The following is a 16,084-nucleotide window of genomic DNA, read 5'->3' as shown; positions in this document are numbered from 1 at the left end:
GTCCCGCCGTCAGGCGACGCCCCGCGCCTCGCATGCGGCGAGATGGTCGTCGACCAGGCCGCACGCCTGCATCAGGGCGTACGCCGTCGTCGGGCCGACGAACCGCAGGCCGCGCTTCTTCAGCGCCTTGGACAGGGCCGTCGACTCCGGGGTGATCGCGGGGACGTCCGCCAGGGTTTTCGGGACCGGCCGGCCGGCCGGGTCGGGGGCGTGGGACCAGATGAGGGCGTCGAGCTGTCCCGGGGCCCAGCCGGCCAGCACCTTCGCGTTGGCCACGGTCGCCGCGATCTTCAAACGGTTGCGGATGATGCCCGGGTCGGCGAGGAGACGCTCCTCGTCGGCCTCGGTGAACTCGGCGACCCGGGCGATCTCGAACCCGGCGAAGGCCGCCCGGAAGCCCTCGCGGCGGCGCAGGATCGTGATCCAGGACAGGCCGGACTGGAACGCCTCCAGGCAGAGCCGTTCGTACAGGGCGTCGTCGCCGTGGACGGGGCGGCCCCACTCCTCGTCGTGGTAGGCCACGTAGTCCGGGGTCGAGAGGGCCCAGGGGCAGCGGAGGGCGCCGTCCGGGCCCGGGAGGGCGGTGCCGTCGCTCACCGCTGGTCCTCCTGGTCGGGCTTCTCCATGGACACCTGGTCGCGCGGCGCCCGCGCCCCGGCCAGCGCGGACTCCAGGTCGGCGATACGGGCGTCGCGCTCGGCGAGCTCGGCGCCGAGGCGGCTGAGGGCGTCGTCGACATCGGCCATGCGGTAGCCGCGGGCGGCCAGCGGGAAGCGCAGGCCCTCGACGTCGGCGCGGCCGACCGGGCGGTCCGGCGGCAGCGGGTCGCTCAGCCGCTCGGGCGCGGCCTCCGGCAGCGGTCCGTCGCCCTCGCCGCCGCCCACCACGGCGAGCGTCACCGCTGCGACCACGACGGCCAGCGCGACGACCAGGAACAAGAACATGAGCATCGCTGTGGCCCCCACGGTCCGTGATGCGAGCGGTCGGGTGTGTCAGGGTCCGATCGTGCCATGCGACGCTGACGGTTAGGGTCGCAGGCGGCCCGAAGGCCGCACGCAGCGGGAATGTCGAGGGAAGGTCAACAGGGGATGCTCAGGCTGGGCAGTCGTGAGTTCGGCGCGCACGAGCCGGTGATCATGGCGATCGTGAACCGGACCCCGGACTCCTTCTACGACCAGGGGGCGACGTTCCAGGACGAGCCGGCCCTCGCGCGCGTGGAGCAGGCCGTGGCCGAGGGCGCGGCCGTCATCGACATCGGCGGCGTCAAGGCGGGTCCCGGCGAGGAGGTGACCGCGCAGGAGGAGGCGCGGCGCACGGTCGGGTTCGTCGCGGAGGTGCGGCGGCGCTTCCCGGACGTGGTGATCAGCGTGGACACCTGGCGGGCCGACGTCGGCGCCGCGGTGTGCGAGGCGGGCGCCGATCTGCTGAACGACGCCTGGGGCGGTGTGGACCCCGGCCTGGCGGAGGTGGCGGCCCGCTACGAAGTGGGTCTGGTGTGCACGCACGCCGGGGGCGCCCGGCCCCGGACCCGGCCGCACCGGGTGACGTACGACGACGTCATGGCGGACATCCTGCGGGTGACCGTGGGCCTGGCGGAGCGGGCGCTCGCGCTGGGGGTCCCCCGCGAGTCGATCCTGATCGACCCGGGGCACGACTTCGGGAAGAACACCCGGCACAGCCTGGAGGCGACCCGGAGGCTCGGGGAGATGGTGGAGACGGGCTGGCCGGTGCTGGTCTCCCTGTCCAACAAGGACTTCGTCGGGGAGACCCTGGACCGGCCGGTGAAGGAGCGGGTGGTCGGGACGCTCGCGACGACCGCGGTGTCCGCGTGGCTGGGCGCCCAGGTCTACCGGGTGCACGAGGTGGCGGAGACCCGGCAGGTGCTGGACATGGTGGCGACGATCGCGGGGCACCGCCCGCCGGCCGTGGCGCGGCGGGGACTGGCCTAGGTCGTGTCCGTATAGTCGCGTCGTCCGCCCGTAGGGCGGGCCGAGCGGCGTCCGGTGCGTGCTCTGGGGGTCCCCCCTGCTCGAAGAGCTGGGGGGAGTGCCGGACGGGCTCCCGCGTACTGGTTGTACGCGGGTGGCCGGCCGGTGCGGCGAGTGGGGGTCCCCCCTGCTCGAAGAGCTTGGGGGAGCGTGCCGGGCGCCGAACGGCAGGCGGGACTTTGCGGACACGACCTATGGCCTTGCGTTGGGATCAGGCCGGGGTCGCGGGGTGTGATCCGAACGAAAGGCCCCAGCCCCGCCACGCCGTCTCACAGGGGCCCGGTCAGCGGCCCGCCTCCTTGGACACCAGGGCCACCGCCTCGTCCACGTCGTCGGTGACGTGGAACAGCAGCAGGTCCTTCTCGGACGCCTTGCCCTGGGCCACCACGGTGTGGGTCAGCCAGTCCACCAGACCGCCCCAGTAGTCGGTGCCGAACAACACGATCGGGAACCGGGTGACCTTCTGGGTCTGGACCAGGGTGAGGGCCTCGAAGAGCTCGTCGAGGGTGCCGAGGCCGCCCGGGAGGACCACGAACCCCTGGGCGTACTTGACGAACATCATCTTGCGGACGAAGAAGTACCGGAAGTTCAGGCCGATGTCGACGTAGGGGTTGAGGCCCTGTTCGAAGGGCAGCTCGATGCCCAGGCCGACCGAGGTGCCGTCCGCTTCGAGGGCGCCCTTGTTGGCCGCCTCCATCGCGCCGGGGCCGCCGCCGGTGATGACGGCGAAGCCGGCCTCGACCAGGCCCCGGCCCAGCCGCACGCCGGCCTCGTACTCCGGGGAGTCCACCGGGGTGCGGGCGGAGCCGAAGACGCTGATCGCGGGCGGCAGCTCGGCGAGCGTGCCGAAGCCCTCGATGAACTCCGACTGGATGCGCAGGACCCGCCAGGGGTCGGTGTGGACCCAGTCGGTGGGAGCACGCTCGTCCAGCAGACGCTGGTCGGTGGTGCCCGCCTGCACCTGGTGGCGCCGCCGCAGCACCGGCCCCAGCCGCTGCTCGTCGGGTGGCTGCTTTTTCCCCTCGGGGTCACCGGTAGCCATATGCGCTCCCTCCATGTGCCAGGACGTTCCGCCTCAGCGTAGATCGACGCGGGTTACCCGCGAGGGACGTCAGCATGTCCGCGCTGAGACGTTCCAAACCCGCCGGCGCCCCGATCGGCTCACGCGGTGAGCCAGGCCCGCAGCCGCTCCTCGCCCGCGAGGATCTTCGCCGTCTCGACCCGCTCGTCCCGCTTGTGGGCGAGATGCGGGTTGCCGGGGCCGTAGTTCACGGCGGGGACGCCGAGGGCGGAGAAGCGGGAGACGTCCGTCCAGCCGTACTTGGGCCGCGCGATGCCGCCGACCGCCTCCATGAAGGCCGCGGCGGCCGGGTGGGACAGGCCGGGCAGGGCGCCGCCGCTGTGGTCGTCGATGATGAACTCCTCGACACCGCAGTCGGCGAACACCTCGCGGACGTGCGCCACGGCCTCCTCCTCGGTGCGGTCCGGGGCGTACCGGAAATTCACGGTGACGACGCACTCGTCGGGGATGACGTTGCCCGCGACCCCGCCGGAGATGCCGACCGCGTTCAGGCCCTCCCGGTACTCCAGGCCGTCGATCACGGGGTGGCGCGGCTCGTACGAGGCGAGGCGGGCCAGGATCGGGGAGGCCGCGTGGATGGCGTTCGAGCCCATCCAGGAGCGCGCGGAGTGGGCGCGCTCGCCCGTGGTCTTCAGCAGCACGCGCAGGGTGCCCTGGCAGCCGCCCTCGACCTCGCCGTCCGAGGGCTCCAGCAGCACCGCGAAGTCGCCCTCGAGCCACTGCGGGCGGTTCTCGGCGATGTGCTTGAGGCCGTTGAGGTCTGCGGTGACCTCCTCGTTGTCGTAGAAGACGAACGTCAGGTCGCGGTTGGGTTCCGGGACGGTGGCCGCGATGCGCAGCTGGACGGCGACGCCGGACTTCATGTCGCAGGTGCCGCAGCCCCACAGGACGCCGTCGTCGTCGAGGCGCGAGGGGACGTTGTCCGCGATCGGCACGGTGTCGATGTGCCCGGCGAGGATGACCCGCTCCGGCCGGCCGAGGTCGGTGCGGGCCAGGACGTTGTTGCCGTACCGCTCGACCGTCAGATGGGGCAGGGCGCGCAGGGCGCCCTCGATGGCGTCCGCGAGGGGCTTCTCGGAGCCGCTCTCGGAAGGGAGGTCGACCAGCCGGGCGGTGAGCAGGGCGGCGTCGAGGCTGAGGTCAAGGGAGGTGTCGGCCATGGGGCCGACCCTAACCTCCGGCCCCGCGTCCCCTCCCCCGTCCCTCTTCTCCCACCACTCCCCTACCACTCAGTAGCCTCGGCTACCTTGTACGCGTGCCGAAGACGTCGCCCACCACACGCCGTGGCCGCCTCCTCCGCCGGGGGCGTCCCTCCTGGTCCTGCTCGCCGTCGCGGGGTACCTCGCCGTGCAGTACGTCACCGGGGGCGCGCACACCCCGGGCTGCGCGGTCGTCTCCGGCTCGGGGGACGGCGCGCGGTACGAGTTCACCCCGGAGCAGGCGGTGAACGCGGCGACGATCGCCGCGGTGGGCACGGGGCGAGGGCTGCCGGAGCGGGCGGTGACGATCGCGCTCGCGACCGCGCTGCAGGAGTCGGCGCTGCGCAACATCGAGCACGGCGACCGGGACTCCCTGGGCCTGTTCCAGCAGCGGCCGTCGCAGGGCTGGGGCACCCAGAAGCAGATCATGGACCCGACCTACGCGGCCGGCGCCTTCTACGAGCACCTCGTCAAGGTCCCCGAGTACACCCGGCTCCCGCTGACGGAGGCCGCGCAGCGCGTCCAGCGCAGCGGTTTCCCGGAGGCGTACGCCAAGCACGAGCCGGACGCCGCCCTGCTGGCCGCCGCGCTCACCGGGCGCTCGGCGGCCACCCTGACCTGCGAGGGCCGTCCGGACACGACGCCCATCGAGGGCACGGACCGGGTCCGGGCGGCGCTGGTGCGGGACTTCGGGCGCGACGCGCTCCAGTCGGCCGCCGCCGAGGTGGGCACCGGCAGGGCGTCCCCGACACCGTCCGCCGAGCCGGGCGCCCGCGGGGACGGACGGACCGTCGTACTGCCGGTGACCGGGGACGGGCGGTCCGGGGACGGGCGCGAGGCCGGGGAGCGCGGCTGGCAGCTGGCGCACTGGGCGGTGGCCAACGCGTCCCGGCTGCACATCAAGCAGGTGGTGTACGCGGGGCGCGAGTGGACCGCCGGGAACACCGACAGCCGGTGGCGGGCGAGCGGCACCGCGGGCGCCCCGGAGAGCGGGACGGGCCGGGACGCGGTCCGGATCACGACGACGCGGTAGTACGCGCAGACGTTCAAGGGCTCACTCCGCCGGGTTACGGCGGGTGTCGTGGGACCGTGCGGCGGGCAGGCTTGCGCGCGGCGGGCCTCACGCGGTCAACGCCCTTGTGAACAAAGGGATGTAAGGGTTCCGCACAGATTTCGACGCGATGCGCTTTGCCCGTTTTTGTCCGCAGGCGATTATGCGACGCATTGCCAACTCTTTACATTGTCGCGCCGCAACCTTCCCGGCCTTCGAGCGGTAGTCACTGCGCCGAGCCCGGAGATCAACAGCCTGTCGGTCAACTGCCGGGCCTGGTCGGACACTTCAACGTTCTCATCCGACTTACCCGTCGAAGGAGCATCATGACCCTCCCCCTGACCCGCCGGATCGCCCGTGCCGCGCTGATCGTCGCTGCGGGAGCGGCCGCCGGGGTCGGTGCGGCCGGCTCCGCCAGCGCGGCCCCCGAACTGCCCGACGCGTCCAAGGTCGGCGGGCTCTCCGCGCTGGACGGCGCGAGCGTCGTCGACGGCGCCGCCCAGAACGCCACCGGGATCGCGAGCGGTGCCGTCGACTCCGCCGTCGACCAGGCGCTGCCGACGGCCACGCAGACCGGCGACAAGGTCACCAAGAAGGGCACCAAGGCCGCCAAGAAGGCCGGTGGCAAGGTGACGAAGACCGGCGGCAAGGTCGCGAAGAAGGCCGCGCCGGCCGCCCAGCAGACCGCGGGCGGCGTGGCCGGGTCGGTCGGCACCGTCCTCGGCGACACCGCGGGGGCCGCCACGCAGGGCGGGCTGCCCGCCACCGGCTCGCTGCCGGTGCAGGGCCTCCCGATCGGCTGACACGGCCGCAGGCGGACGAGAGCGGCAGGGTCCGGGACGCTTCCCGGACCCCGCCGCTCCTTCGTGTCTCAGGCCAGCCGCTGGACCGCGGCCCGCACCCGCTCGTCGGTGGCCGTGAACGCCACCCGCACATGCCGGGCGCCGGCCTCGCCGTAGAAGTCGCCGGGCGCCACCAGGACGCCGCGCTCGGCGAGGTGCGCCACCGTCGACCAGCAGGACTCGTCCCGCGTGGCCCACAGGTACAGGCTCGCCTCGCTGTGCTCGATCCGGAAGCCGTGTCCCTCCAGGGCCGTGCGCAGGGCGGCGCGGCGGGCCGCGTAGCGCTCGCGCTGGACACGGACGTGCTCGTCGTCGCCCAGGGCCGCGACCACGGCCGCCTGGGTCGGCGCGGACGTCATCATGCCGCCGTGCTTGCGGATCTCCAGGAGCGGGCCCAGCACGGCCGGGTCTCCGGCCAGGAAGGCGGCGCGGTACCCGGCGAGGTTCGAGCGCTTGGACAGCGAGTGCACGGCGACCAGGCCGTCGTACGAACCGTCGTTGACGTCGGGGTGCAGCACCGAGACCGGCTCGGCCTCCCAGCCCAGTTCCAGGTAGCACTCGTCGGAGAACACGAGCACGCCGTGCTCGCGGGCCCATGCGACGATCCGGGTCAGCTCCCGCTTCGACAGGACCCTGCCGGTCGGGTTGGACGGGGAGTTCAGCCAGAGCAGCTTCAGGCCCGTCGGGTCCAGCTCGGTCGGGTCGTCGTAGACCTCGTAGTCCGCGCGGGCCAGCCGCGCGCCCACCTCGTACGTCGGATAGGCCAGACGCGGATACGCCACCCGGTCGCCGGGGCCGAGGCCCAGCTGGGTGGGGAGCCAGGCGACCAGTTCCTTCGAACCGACGATCGGCAGGACGTGCCGGTGCGTGACCTCGCGGGCGCCGAGCCGGCGCTCCACCCAGCCCGTGATCGCGTCCCGCAGCGCCGGGGTGCCCCACACCGTGGGATAGCCCGGGGAGTCCGCCGCGTCGATCAGCGCCTTCTGGACCAGCTCGGGGACCGGGTCGACCGGGGTGCCGACGGAGAGGTCGACGATGCCGTCCGGGTGCGCGGCGGCCGTCTTCTTGTACGGCTCCAGCTTGTCCCAGGGGAAGGTCGGAAGTCGGTCGGAGACTGCGGACACGGGATGTCGCTCACTTTCTGGTACGGCCGGACACGCCGAAGCCCCGGTCCCGTACGGCGGTCGAGGCCGTACGGGACCGAGGCGGCACGCTGTGCGGGTCGCCGACGGGTGTTACCCGTTCTGCGGCGGCAGCGCGGCGATGAAGGGGTGGTCCCGCTCGATCAGACCGAGCTTGCTGGCGCCGCCGGGAGAGCCGAGCTCGTCGAAGAACTCGACGTTCGCCTTGTAGTAGTCCTTCCACTCCTCCGGAGTGTCGTCCTCGTAGAAGATGGCCTCGACCGGGCAGACCGGTTCACAGGCACCGCAGTCGACGCATTCGTCCGGGTGGATGTACAAGGACCGCTGGCCCTCGTAGATGCAGTCGACCGGGCACTCCTCGATGCACGCCTTGTCCTTGACGTCGACACAAGGCTGCGCGATGACGTAGGTCACGCTGTCGTTCCTCCTCGATTGGGCGCTGGCGGGCCTCCTCAGGCTCCGCCGCCTGGCGCGCGGGAGCGCGGCGTCGTCGATGCCCGCCCCTAGTATCTCCGTTCTTGGGCATGATCCGAACAGGAGGGGTGAACTGACCTGTGGAAATCTCTGCGACGGGGCGCTTTGAGGTCCGTATCACCGCTGCTGACGTGGGCAAACGGGTCTCGGTACGCCGCCTGGCCGATGCCGCTGGTTCGGGTGAGAAGTTCACCGACACGGTGGGCGTGCTCGCATCGTGGGACGACGGTGTGCTGCTGATCACACGGAAGAGTGGTGAGACCGTCCGCATTCCGGAAGCCTCGCTGGTCGCCGGCAAGGTGGTGCCCGCCGCTCCGGCCCGCCGCCGGGGTCCCGCCGCGACGTACGAGGAGCTCGCGCGTGTCGCCGCTCGCGCGTGGCGGCCCGTGGAGAGCGAGCGGCTCGGCGGCTGGGAGCTGCGCGCCGCCGCCGGCTTCACCCGCCGCGCCAACTCCGTCCTGCCGCTGGGCGATCCCGGGCTGCCGCTCGACGCCGCGCTCGACGCGGTGCGCCGCTGGTACGGCGCCCGCGGCCTGCCCGCGTACGTCCAGACCGCGACCGGCGCCGAGGGCACGCAGGAGCTGCTGTGCGCGGAGCTGGAGGAGCGCGGCTGGGAGCGGGAGGTGACCGCCGAGCTGTGGATCGGGGCATTGGCGCCGGTCGCCGACCGGCACGAGGGCTCCGGAGTGGTGCTGAGCCGGGAAGCGGACGAGGCTTGGCTTGCGCGGTATCAGCGCAAGGGAGTGAGCGACGTGGCCCTGAAGGTGCTGGGCAGCGGCCCCTCGGTGTGGTTCGCGAGCATCCCCGCGGAGCACGGCGGGGCGCCCGCCGCGATCGGGCGCTGCGTCGTGGACGGCCGGTGGGCCGGGTTCGCCGCCGTCGAGGTCGACCCGGCGCTGCGGCGGCGCGGGCTGGCCCGCCGGGTGATGGCCGCGCTGTCGGCGCGCGCCCTGGACGAGGGGGCGTCGGCGGCCTGGCTCCAGGTCGAGACGGACAACGTGGGCGCGCGCGGGCTGTACGCCGGGATGGGGTTCGCCGCGCATCACGCGTACCACCACTACCGCTCCGCGTGAGCGGCTGTACCGATCACCGTGGAAGGGCACGAGCCGGTTATGCGTCCCCTGTATCCCCCGACCCCCGAGCGCTCGGCCGAGCTGCGGCGGCGGTTCGCCGAGGAGGCGCGGTCCGAGCGGCCCGATCTGTCCGCCCTGTGCCTGCTGGTGGCCGCCGAGGCCGACGGGGCGCTGGACGAGGCGGGCATGGACGCCGCGCAGATGGAGCTGGACGAACTGGCGGGCCGGCTGCCGTACCGGCCGGGCGGGCCGCACGCGTGGGCGGTGGCGCTGCGGGAGCTGCTGGGCGAGCGGTGCGGGTTCCGCGGCTGCGCGGCGGACTACGAGCGGCTGGAGTCGTCCCTGTTGCACCAGGTGCTGCTGCGGCGCAGGGGGCTGCCGATCCTGCTGTCGGTGGTGTGGATGGAGGTGGCCCGGCGGGCCGGGGCCCCGGTGTACGGGGTCGCGCTGCCCGGGCACTTCGTGGTCGGGTTCGGCCCGCCCGGGGACCAGGTGCTGGCCGACCCGTTCGACGGCGGGCGGGTGCTGACCGGCTCCGACGCGGAGCTGCTGGTGGCGGGGGCCACGGGGGCGCCGCTGGAACCGTCGATGCTGACGCCTGCCGATCCGCTGGAGGTGGTGCAGCGGATCCTCAACAACGTGCGCGCGTGGGCCGCCGCCCGGCCCGAGCGCACGGACGTGGCGCTGTGGGCGGTGGAGCTGGCCCTGCTGCTGCCGGCGCACCCGGCCCGGCTGCGGCTCGAGCGGGCGCAGCTCCTGGTCCGGCGCGGTGACTTCGTACAGGGGGCCGTGGAGCTGGAGGAGTACGCGGAGCTGATCGAGGTCGTCGACGAGGGGGCCGCGGAGCGGGTGCGGGCGGAGGCTCGGGCCGCGCGGGCTCTGCTGAACTGACGGGCCTGGTCTAGAGCCAGCCCTTGTCCCGGGCTATGCGTACCGCCTCCGCCCTGTTGCGGGCCGCCAGTTTCTGGATCGCCGTCGACAGGTAGTTGCGGACCGTGCCCTGGGACAGGTGCAGGGCCGCGGCGAGTTCGGCGTTGGTCGAGCCGTCCTCCGCCGCGCGCAGCACCTCCCGCTCGCGGTCGGTCAGCGGGTTGGCGCCCTCCGCGAGGGCCGCCGCGGCGAGCGTCGGGTCGATGACCCGCTCCCCCGCCAGCACCTTCCTGATCGCCTCGGCCAGTTGGGCCGCCGGGGCGTCCTTGACGAGGAACGCGTCGGCACCGGACTCCATCGCGCTGCGCAGATAGCCGGGGCGGCCGAAGGTCGTGAGGACGACCAGCTTCACGGCGGGCAGCTCCGCGTGCAGGACGGCCGCCGCCTCGATGCCGGTCGCGCCCGGCATCTCGATGTCGAGCAGGGCCACGTCCACGTCGGCCGCGCGGGCCGCCGCCAGGACCTCGTCACCGCGGGCGACCTGGGCGACCACCTCGATGTCGTCCTCGAGGCCGAGCAGGGCGGCCAGGGCCTCGCGCACCATGGACTGGTCCTCGGCGAGGAGGACCTTGATCGTCGGGCTCATGCGCCGGATCCTACGTCCGCCGGGACGGCCGCCACCGGGGCGCGGGCGATCAGGAGGAAGCCGTTCCGGGTCCGGCCCGCCTCCAGGGTGCCGCCCGCCTGTGTCAGGCGTTCCGTGAGACCGGTCAGGCCGTTGCCCGGGCCGCCGCCGGGGCCACCGCCTGGGCCGCCGCGTGGGCCGCCGCGTGGGCCGCCGGAACCGTCGTCCTCGACGGCGAGTTCGAGGAGGAGGCCGTCCAGTGTCCGGCGGCGCAGGAGCTCCACCGTGCAGCGCCGGGCGCCGCTGTGCCGTACGACGTTGGTGACGGCTTCGCGCAACGCCCAGGCCAGGGCTGTCTCGCTGTCCTCCGGGACGCCGTCGAGGTCCGGTTCGGCGGGGAGCTCGGCGGTGATGCCGGCGGCCGTCAACGCGACCCTGGCGCCCGCCAGTTCCTCCAGGAGCCGGGGTTTGCGGTAGCCCGCGACGGCGGCCCGTACGTCGACGAGGGCCTGACGGCTGACCTGCTCGATGTCGGCTACCTGCTGCGCCGCCTTCTCCGGGTGGCCGGGGAGCATCCGGCCGGCCAGCTCGCTCTTCAGCGTGATCAGGGACAGCGAGTGGCCCAGCAGGTCGTGCAGGTCGCGGGCGAGCCGCAGCCGTTCCTCGTTGGCGGCGAGCCGGGCGACCGTGGCGCGGGCCTCCCGCAGTTCCGTCGTCGTGCGGATCAGCTCCCGTACGCCGGTCATGGAGAACCCGCCGAGCAGGGCCGGGAACAGCAGTCCGGTCAGGAACGACGTGCCGTCCGGCACCAGGAGCGCGCAGCCGGTCAGCAGGGCGGACACGGCCGGGATCGTCCAGCGGGCCAGGCGGAACGGCAGGGCCGCGCCCGAGGCGATGGCCACGTACACGTACAGCACGAGCCACTCGCGGCCGAGGGTCAGGGACAGCACCGTCGACTGGGCGGCCAGCACCGCCACCGAGCCGAGGACGACGCCGTTGCGCTCGCCGCGGCCGGCCCGGACGACGAGGGTGAAGTACCAGAAGACGAACGCGGCCAGGCCGATCCAGCCGAGGACCACCACACCGTCGCTGTGGCCTCCGTCGAGCAGGTCGCGGACCGGCGCGCTCAGATAGGCGAGCCAGATGCCGACCCAGAGGAACTTGACGACCTGCTGTCTGCGGTTCTGCGGGCGTTGCCCCATGCCGACGCTGTTCACGCTCGCAGCGTGTCAGGCGGGTGGGATGCGCGGGTAGTGCCTGCGGGCCTGTGTGGCGGATGACAGATGTCATACGGCAGCCCAGGGGGCGCGGCATACGCCGGGTGCCCCTGGGCCGGGCTGCCGTATTGTCTGCTGGTTCGGGTTGGTGTCGATCAGTTCGGGGTGGTCTCGATCAGTTCGGATTGGTGTCGATCGTGACCGTGCGCTCCGCCGGGGTCTTGCCGCGCAGTGCCTTGCGCAGGGCGGAGGCGACGTCCTGCGGCAGGACGTCCCGCTTGCCGCTGGCGCCGTTGATCTGCACCCCGTCGAACGTGGTGCCGTACGCCGCCTTGAGGGCCTTCAGGTCGTAGGTGTCGACGAGCTTGCCGTCGACGGCCTTCGCTCCGAGGATCTTCGGCAGGGACAGCGAACCGAACTGGATGCTGTGCGCGGGGTCCGTCTGGATGGTGACCTTCTGGGCCATCGCCGGTTCGGCGAACGCCTTCATGAACCGGTCGACCTCGGCCTTGGCGATCGTCGGCTGCTGCGTGGTCGTCGCGACCCGCACCGCCGGGGAGCGCCCTGTCTCCACCTGGGTGCGGTACGCCGCCTCCACGGCCGACGTCGAGCGCGTGACGTCGATGCCGGCGCCCGGCTTGCCGTACACGGCGACCGCCTTGCCGGTCTTGAACGAGACCGTGCCCTCCGTCACCGAACCGGAGCCGCCGGAGGCGGCCCGCAGGGCCGCGTGCAGCTTCTCCTCGTCGGTGGGCATGACCGGCTCGACGACCCGCTGGTTGCCGAACAGGGAGCCGATGACGGAGACCGGGTTGTAGTCGCTGCTCGCGGCGTCGCTCACCGTCTGCTGCATGTCGAACTGGAGGCCGGCCTTGTCCGGGTCCAGCGGGACGGTCCTCCCGCCCACCGACAGCTGCAGCGGCTTGCCGATCCGGTCGTCGAACGCGTCGTTGAGCTTCTTGACCGCGTCGTCGCGCGTTCCGCCGCCGATGTCCACGCCGAGCACCGTGGTGCCCTTGGGGACGTCGGTGTGGTTCATCAGCAGACCCGCGCCGTACAGGCCGCCCGCGAGGACGACCAGGCCGCCGCCGACCAGGGCCAGCTTGCTGCGGCCCTTCTTCTTGGGCGCGCGGGCCGCCGGGGTGCTCGACGTGGCCGGCTCGGGGGTGTCCGCGCCCGGTGGGCGGGCTCCCTGCTGGCCGGGGGTCACGACCGGGATGCCGCTGGTGACGGTGTGCCCGGAGACGTTGTCCGCCACGCCGTAGTGGGGGTGGCCGGGGTCGGGGGCGTGCTTCTGGGGGGTGAGGATCGCTGTGTCGTCGCTCAGGCCGCCGCCCGGGAAGGGGCCTTGGGCCGCATTGGGGGTCGCTCCGGGGCCTGTGGGGCCGGGGCGGCCCGGGCCCGTTTGGATGCCGGGGGCGCCGCCTGGGGCCATGGGGCCTCGGGGGTGCTCGGGGGCGCCCGGGGCGCCGTTGCCGAGGGGAGGCACGCGCGGGCCGTCGCCGGTCACGGGGCCCGTCGTGGGGCCTGCGGGGCCCTGGTGGCCGCCGCCCGGGCCGCCTCGGCCGAAGTCGTCGATGCCGCCCGGGCCGCCGGGGCTGTCCGGGGCGTTGAAGTCGGCGGACGGGTCCACGTTGCCGGGGCCGGTGTAGCCGCCCCGGGGGGCGGTTCCGTTCGGGCCCGGGCGGCCGTTCGGGGTGCTCCGGCCGTGGGTGCCGGGGCCTTCGCCCGAGAAGTACGGGAGGTCGTCGCGGCGGGCCTCGCCGGTCGGGGGGCGCGTGCCTGCGCCGCCTCGCGGGCCGGCCGCCAGGGCCTCCGTGACGTCGAAGGAGCCCGTGCCGCCGCCGTGGCCGGGGGCGACCGGGCCGCCTGTCGCTCCGGGCAGGCCCGTGCCGGTGGCGCCGGACGTGCTGCCGCTTCCCGGGCGGGCGCCCGGCACGTTCACCGAGCCCACGCCGGGGCCGGTGGGGCCGACGCCGGGGCCGGTGGGCGGGGTCTTGGGGGCGGCCGAACCCGTGGGTACCGTCGGGAGGTTGCCCGTCGCGCCGTTCTGACCGCCCCTGGCGGACGGGGACTTGCGCGGGGCGAACCACTCGCTGGCCTTCTCCTCCGCCGGCGGGGCGGGGTCGGCCGGCTCCGCGGGGGCCGCCTGGGCCGGGGTCGGGCCTGGGCCCTGACCCGGGCCCGCGGTGGGGGCGGGGGGCGCCTGGGGCGCCTGGGCCTCCGCGGCCGCGCCGGGCTTCCCGCTGTCGGAGACGGGCTTGCGCACCACGACCGGCGGGATGGGCCGTGATCCGGGGATGTTGATCCGGATACGGGTCGTCAGCGTGGTCTCGGTCTTGCGTTCCTCCGGCGCGCCCGAACGGCCCGCGCCCGCGCCGCTGTCGGAAGCCACGGGGGTCCCGTACGGCGGCGTCCCCGAAGGGTATGCGGCTCCGCCGCGCCCGTCGGGCCCGGAGGACGGAGTGTCAGTTTCACGACTCAAGGCAGGTTCTCCCGGTTGGCTCCGCCGCCCGTACCTCACTGCGTCGGGCGGCTCGGCGGCGCGCACCACCATACTGGCCACTTCTGGCGCGTATCCCACGACCGCCTGGGAAACCCACACGGGACTCGCACGTGCACGGTATGAAGAAGTGGTACGTCACTTGCCAAGTCGGACCCCGTCACCACCCGGTTGCCGTAGTGGGGCAAGGGTGGCGCAGATCACAGCCAGGGCCATGCCGCCGAGCAGGAAGAGGTAGGCGGAGGCTCCTGTGCCGAAGACGAAGTCGCCCTCGGGGCGGCTGGCCGTGAGCAGGATGACGGTGATCGCCCAGCCCGCGGCGGCGGCGACGGCTCCGCCCCGGCTGCCGGTGGCCCTTGCGGCGCCCAGGAGGAGGCCGGCCTCGCCTGCCAGGGCGAGCAGGAGGCCGCCCGGGAACCAGGCGGGCTGCAGGAGTGCGCCTGCGATGCCCACGAGGGCGCCCAGCAGCAGTAGGCCTAGGTGGGCCAGGATCCTGGGCAGGGTCGGGCTCTTGATCGGGCGGGCCAGCATCGAACTCATGACGTCTCCTCGATCCCCGCGAACAGGTCGGTCTCGGGGGCGCCGACGGGCTGCCCCTGGACCAGCTCGTAGTACTCGGTGGTCAGCAGGGGCTGGGCCAGCTCGTTGGACAGCGCGAAGTACCGGCCGGACACCTCGATCTGGGTGGCGTGTGCCCGCATCGCGGCGGCCTTGGCGGCGGCGTGCTCGGTACCGTCGATGACGGTGGTGATCCGCTCGTCCTCGACGACGCCGGGTACGTCGGCCGCCGTGGCGGACTTGGTGAACGGCAGGCTCGGCAGATCCGCCTGGAGCCGGGCGAACGCCTCGTCCACGGCGGTGCGCGAAACGCGGTTCCAGTAGATCTTGGGGATGCGCCAGCCGGACGCTGCGGCCAGCTCGGCGCCTCGCATCGCGATGCGGTGGGCCTGGATGTGGTCGGGGTGGCCGTAGCCGCCGTCGGGGTCGTAGGTGACCAGGACCTGGGGGCGGACCTCGAGGATGACGTCCACGAGGGCGCGGGCGGCCTCGTCGACGTCCGCCTGCCACAGGCACGCGGGGTCGTCGTTGTCGGCGGTGTCCATCATCCCGGAGTCCTCGTAGCGGCCGGGACCGCCCAGCTGACGGAAGTCCTCGACACCCAGCTCGCGCATCGCGGCGGCGAGCTCGCCCAGGCGGTGTTCACCCAGGGCGGTGCCGGTGAGGTGGCGCAGTTCGGCGGGGATGACCTCGCCGTGTTCGCCCAGGGTGCAGGTGACCAGGGTGACGTGCGCTCCCTCGGCCGCGTACGTGGCCATGGTGGCGCCGTTGTTGATCGACTCGTCGTCCGGGTGCGCGTGCACCAGGAGGAGGCGCCGGGCAGGCAGTTCCGTCATGCCGAACAGCCTACGAGGGGTTCTCGGTGGGCGCCGGTGGGTGGGTCGCTGCGGGATTGGGGATGCCTGCGGCGCAACTGCGGCCTCGGTGGGGTTCGCCGAGCGCCTGCGGTGCGGTCATGAGGTGGGGACGGGGTGGGGGGTGTCCGTCCTCGGTCCGGCGGCTCGGTCGGATGACCCGTGCTGCCCTTTGACGCCGGACGCTGCGGGCGGGAACCCCCACCCCGTCCCCTCACCGCCGTACGCGGGTGCGGGCCCCGGGTCGGGAGGCGCCGGGCTCAGAACTTGATGCTGCCGATCATGCCCGCGATGTTCGTCGTCAGCTCACTGATCGTGGGCGCGACGGTCGAGGACGCCAGATAGAAGCCGAGCAGCATGCAGACGATCGCATGGCCCGCCTTCAGACCTGACTTCTTGATCAACAGGAAGACGATGATCGCCAGCAGCACCACCGCCGAAATCGAGAGTGCCACGGCGGCTCACCTCCAAGAATCCCAAGCGGAAGTCGGTCTATGGGGGCAGATAAATCCATGCAGCAAGCCAGCAGGTTCATACCCACTATGCGACAGTGATCATAACTATCCGTACGTGCGCATCGGTCGGCGCACAGCCGCACAAGGGGGCG

The 16,084-nt window shown here is 73.3% G+C and carries 16 protein-coding genes and 1 pseudogene; 5 read left to right on the top strand and 12 right to left on the bottom strand.

The features are described 5' to 3' along the window. Positions 1–9 precede the first annotated feature (9 nt). Together DC008_RS22775 and DC008_RS22770 are read right to left on the bottom strand one after the other, a co-directional pair. Complete coding sequence (locus DC008_RS22775; RefSeq protein WP_108708545.1) at positions 10–597, bottom strand: DNA-3-methyladenine glycosylase I; 588 nt, start codon at positions 595–597, stop codon at positions 10–12. Continuing rightward, positions 594–950, bottom strand: coding sequence for a DivIVA domain-containing protein (locus DC008_RS22770; protein WP_055621866.1), 357 nt, complete (start codon positions 948–950; stop codon positions 594–596). Before DC008_RS22770 ends, DC008_RS22775 begins: the two co-directional genes overlap by 4 nt. Positions 951–1,088: 138 nt before the next feature. On the opposite strand from DC008_RS22770, the gene folP reads away from it, so the two are divergent. Continuing rightward, on the top strand, positions 1,089–1,949 hold the full coding sequence (gene folP, locus DC008_RS22765) for a dihydropteroate synthase (protein WP_108708544.1): 861 nt from the start codon (positions 1,089–1,091) through the stop codon (positions 1,947–1,949). Between the two features lie 322 nt (positions 1,950–2,271). Here the strand turns inward: folP and DC008_RS22755 are convergent, their stop codons facing one another. Together DC008_RS22755 and dapE are read right to left on the bottom strand one after the other, a co-directional pair. Beyond that, complete coding sequence (locus DC008_RS22755; RefSeq protein WP_108708542.1) at positions 2,272–3,030, bottom strand: LOG family protein; 759 nt, start codon at positions 3,028–3,030, stop codon at positions 2,272–2,274. A gap of 119 nt (positions 3,031–3,149) precedes the next feature. After that, positions 3,150–4,229: a succinyl-diaminopimelate desuccinylase gene (gene dapE / locus DC008_RS22750; RefSeq protein ID WP_108708541.1), complete on the bottom strand. Its 1,080-nt coding sequence runs from the start codon at positions 4,227–4,229 to the stop codon at positions 3,150–3,152. 95 nt (positions 4,230–4,324) lie between these two features. Here dapE and DC008_RS22745 point away from each other — a divergent pair. Beyond that, positions 4,325–5,301: pseudogene (locus DC008_RS22745) on the top strand (VldE C-terminal domain-containing protein). A gap of 344 nt (positions 5,302–5,645) precedes the next feature. Continuing rightward, positions 5,646–6,122 carry an ATP-binding protein gene (locus DC008_RS22740; protein WP_108708539.1) on the top strand — a complete coding sequence of 159 codons (477 nt, stop codon included), beginning with the start codon at positions 5,646–5,648 and terminating at the stop codon, positions 6,120–6,122. A gap of 68 nt (positions 6,123–6,190) precedes the next feature. Here the strand turns inward: DC008_RS22740 and DC008_RS22735 are convergent, their stop codons facing one another. Then, entirely contained in the window at positions 6,191–7,285 is a 1,095-nt protein-coding gene (locus tag DC008_RS22735) for a bifunctional succinyldiaminopimelate transaminase/glutamate-prephenate aminotransferase (RefSeq protein ID WP_108708538.1), read from the bottom strand. 111 nt (positions 7,286–7,396) lie between these two features. Continuing rightward, a complete protein-coding gene (fdxA, locus tag DC008_RS22730) occupies positions 7,397–7,717 on the bottom strand; it encodes a ferredoxin (RefSeq protein ID WP_010474859.1) in 321 nt (106 codons plus the stop codon). A gap of 140 nt (positions 7,718–7,857) precedes the next feature. Between fdxA and DC008_RS22725 the strand changes: the two genes are divergently transcribed. Then, the gene (locus DC008_RS22725) at positions 7,858–8,850 is read left to right on the top strand and encodes a GNAT family N-acetyltransferase (protein WP_108708537.1); all 993 of its coding nucleotides are present in this window, start codon (positions 7,858–7,860) and stop codon (positions 8,848–8,850) included. Positions 8,851–8,889: 39 nt separating this feature from the next. Continuing rightward, on the top strand, positions 8,890–9,741 hold the full coding sequence (locus DC008_RS22720; protein ID WP_108708536.1) for a transglutaminase family protein: 852 nt from the start codon (positions 8,890–8,892) through the stop codon (positions 9,739–9,741). 10 nt (positions 9,742–9,751) lie between these two features. Here DC008_RS22720 and DC008_RS22715 read toward each other — a convergent pair whose 3' ends face one another. The 6 genes from DC008_RS22715 to DC008_RS22685 all read right to left on the bottom strand — a co-directional run bounded on the left by DC008_RS22715 (position 9,752) and on the right by DC008_RS22685 (position 15,932). Then, positions 9,752–10,366 carry a response regulator transcription factor gene (locus DC008_RS22715; protein ID WP_055621857.1) on the bottom strand — a complete coding sequence of 205 codons (615 nt, stop codon included), beginning with the start codon at positions 10,364–10,366 and terminating at the stop codon, positions 9,752–9,754. Then, complete coding sequence (locus DC008_RS22710) at positions 10,363–11,562, bottom strand: sensor histidine kinase (protein ID WP_108708535.1); 1,200 nt, start codon at positions 11,560–11,562, stop codon at positions 10,363–10,365. The genes DC008_RS22715 and DC008_RS22710 overlap by 4 nt, the downstream gene beginning before the upstream one ends. 175 nt (positions 11,563–11,737) lie before the next feature. After that, positions 11,738–14,047: a hypothetical protein gene (locus tag DC008_RS22705; RefSeq protein ID WP_208645955.1), complete on the bottom strand. Its 2,310-nt coding sequence runs from the start codon at positions 14,045–14,047 to the stop codon at positions 11,738–11,740. Between the two features lie 156 nt (positions 14,048–14,203). After that, the gene (locus DC008_RS22695) at positions 14,204–14,605 is read right to left on the bottom strand and encodes a DUF6113 family protein (protein ID WP_108708532.1); all 402 of its coding nucleotides are present in this window, start codon (positions 14,603–14,605) and stop codon (positions 14,204–14,206) included. Then, on the bottom strand, positions 14,602–15,459 hold the full coding sequence (gene mshB / locus DC008_RS22690; protein WP_108708531.1) for an N-acetyl-1-D-myo-inositol-2-amino-2-deoxy-alpha-D-glucopyranoside deacetylase: 858 nt from the start codon (positions 15,457–15,459) through the stop codon (positions 14,602–14,604). Before mshB ends, DC008_RS22695 begins: the two co-directional genes overlap by 4 nt. A 278-nt stretch (positions 15,460–15,737) precedes the next feature. Then, complete coding sequence (locus DC008_RS22685; RefSeq protein WP_003992731.1) at positions 15,738–15,932, bottom strand: hypothetical protein; 195 nt, start codon at positions 15,930–15,932, stop codon at positions 15,738–15,740. Positions 15,933–16,084: the final 152 nt, after the last annotated feature.

The organism is Streptomyces nigra, from assembly GCF_003074055.1.
GTDB classification, from domain to species: domain Bacteria; phylum Actinomycetota; class Actinomycetes; order Streptomycetales; family Streptomycetaceae; genus Streptomyces; species Streptomyces nigra.
The sequence above is the reverse complement of the archived record's forward strand: the minus strand, read 5'-3'. Positions and strand labels throughout refer to the sequence as shown.

Bases quoted from the DNA above. Each gene is read 5' to 3' on its own strand.
- DC008_RS22770 (WP_055621866.1), bottom strand. From the start codon at position 950: ATGCTCATGTTCTTGTTCCTGGTCGTCGCGCTGGCCGTCGTGGTCGCA.
- folP (WP_108708544.1), top strand. From the start codon at position 1,089: ATGCTCAGGCTGGGCAGTCGTGAGTTCGGCGCGCACGAGCCGGTGATC.
- DC008_RS22755 (WP_108708542.1), bottom strand. From the start codon at position 3,030: ATGGCTACCGGTGACCCCGAGGGGAAAAAGCAGCCACCCGACGAGCAG.
- dapE (WP_108708541.1), bottom strand. From the start codon at position 4,229: ATGGCCGACACCTCCCTTGACCTCAGCCTCGACGCCGCCCTGCTCACC.
- DC008_RS22740 (WP_108708539.1), top strand. From the start codon at position 5,646: ATGACCCTCCCCCTGACCCGCCGGATCGCCCGTGCCGCGCTGATCGTC.
- DC008_RS22720 (WP_108708536.1), top strand. From the start codon at position 8,890: ATGCGTCCCCTGTATCCCCCGACCCCCGAGCGCTCGGCCGAGCTGCGG.
- DC008_RS22715 (WP_055621857.1), bottom strand. From the start codon at position 10,366: ATGAGCCCGACGATCAAGGTCCTCCTCGCCGAGGACCAGTCCATGGTG.
- DC008_RS22695 (WP_108708532.1), bottom strand. From the start codon at position 14,605: ATGAGTTCGATGCTGGCCCGCCCGATCAAGAGCCCGACCCTGCCCAGG.
- mshB (WP_108708531.1), bottom strand. From the start codon at position 15,459: ATGACGGAACTGCCTGCCCGGCGCCTCCTCCTGGTGCACGCGCACCCG.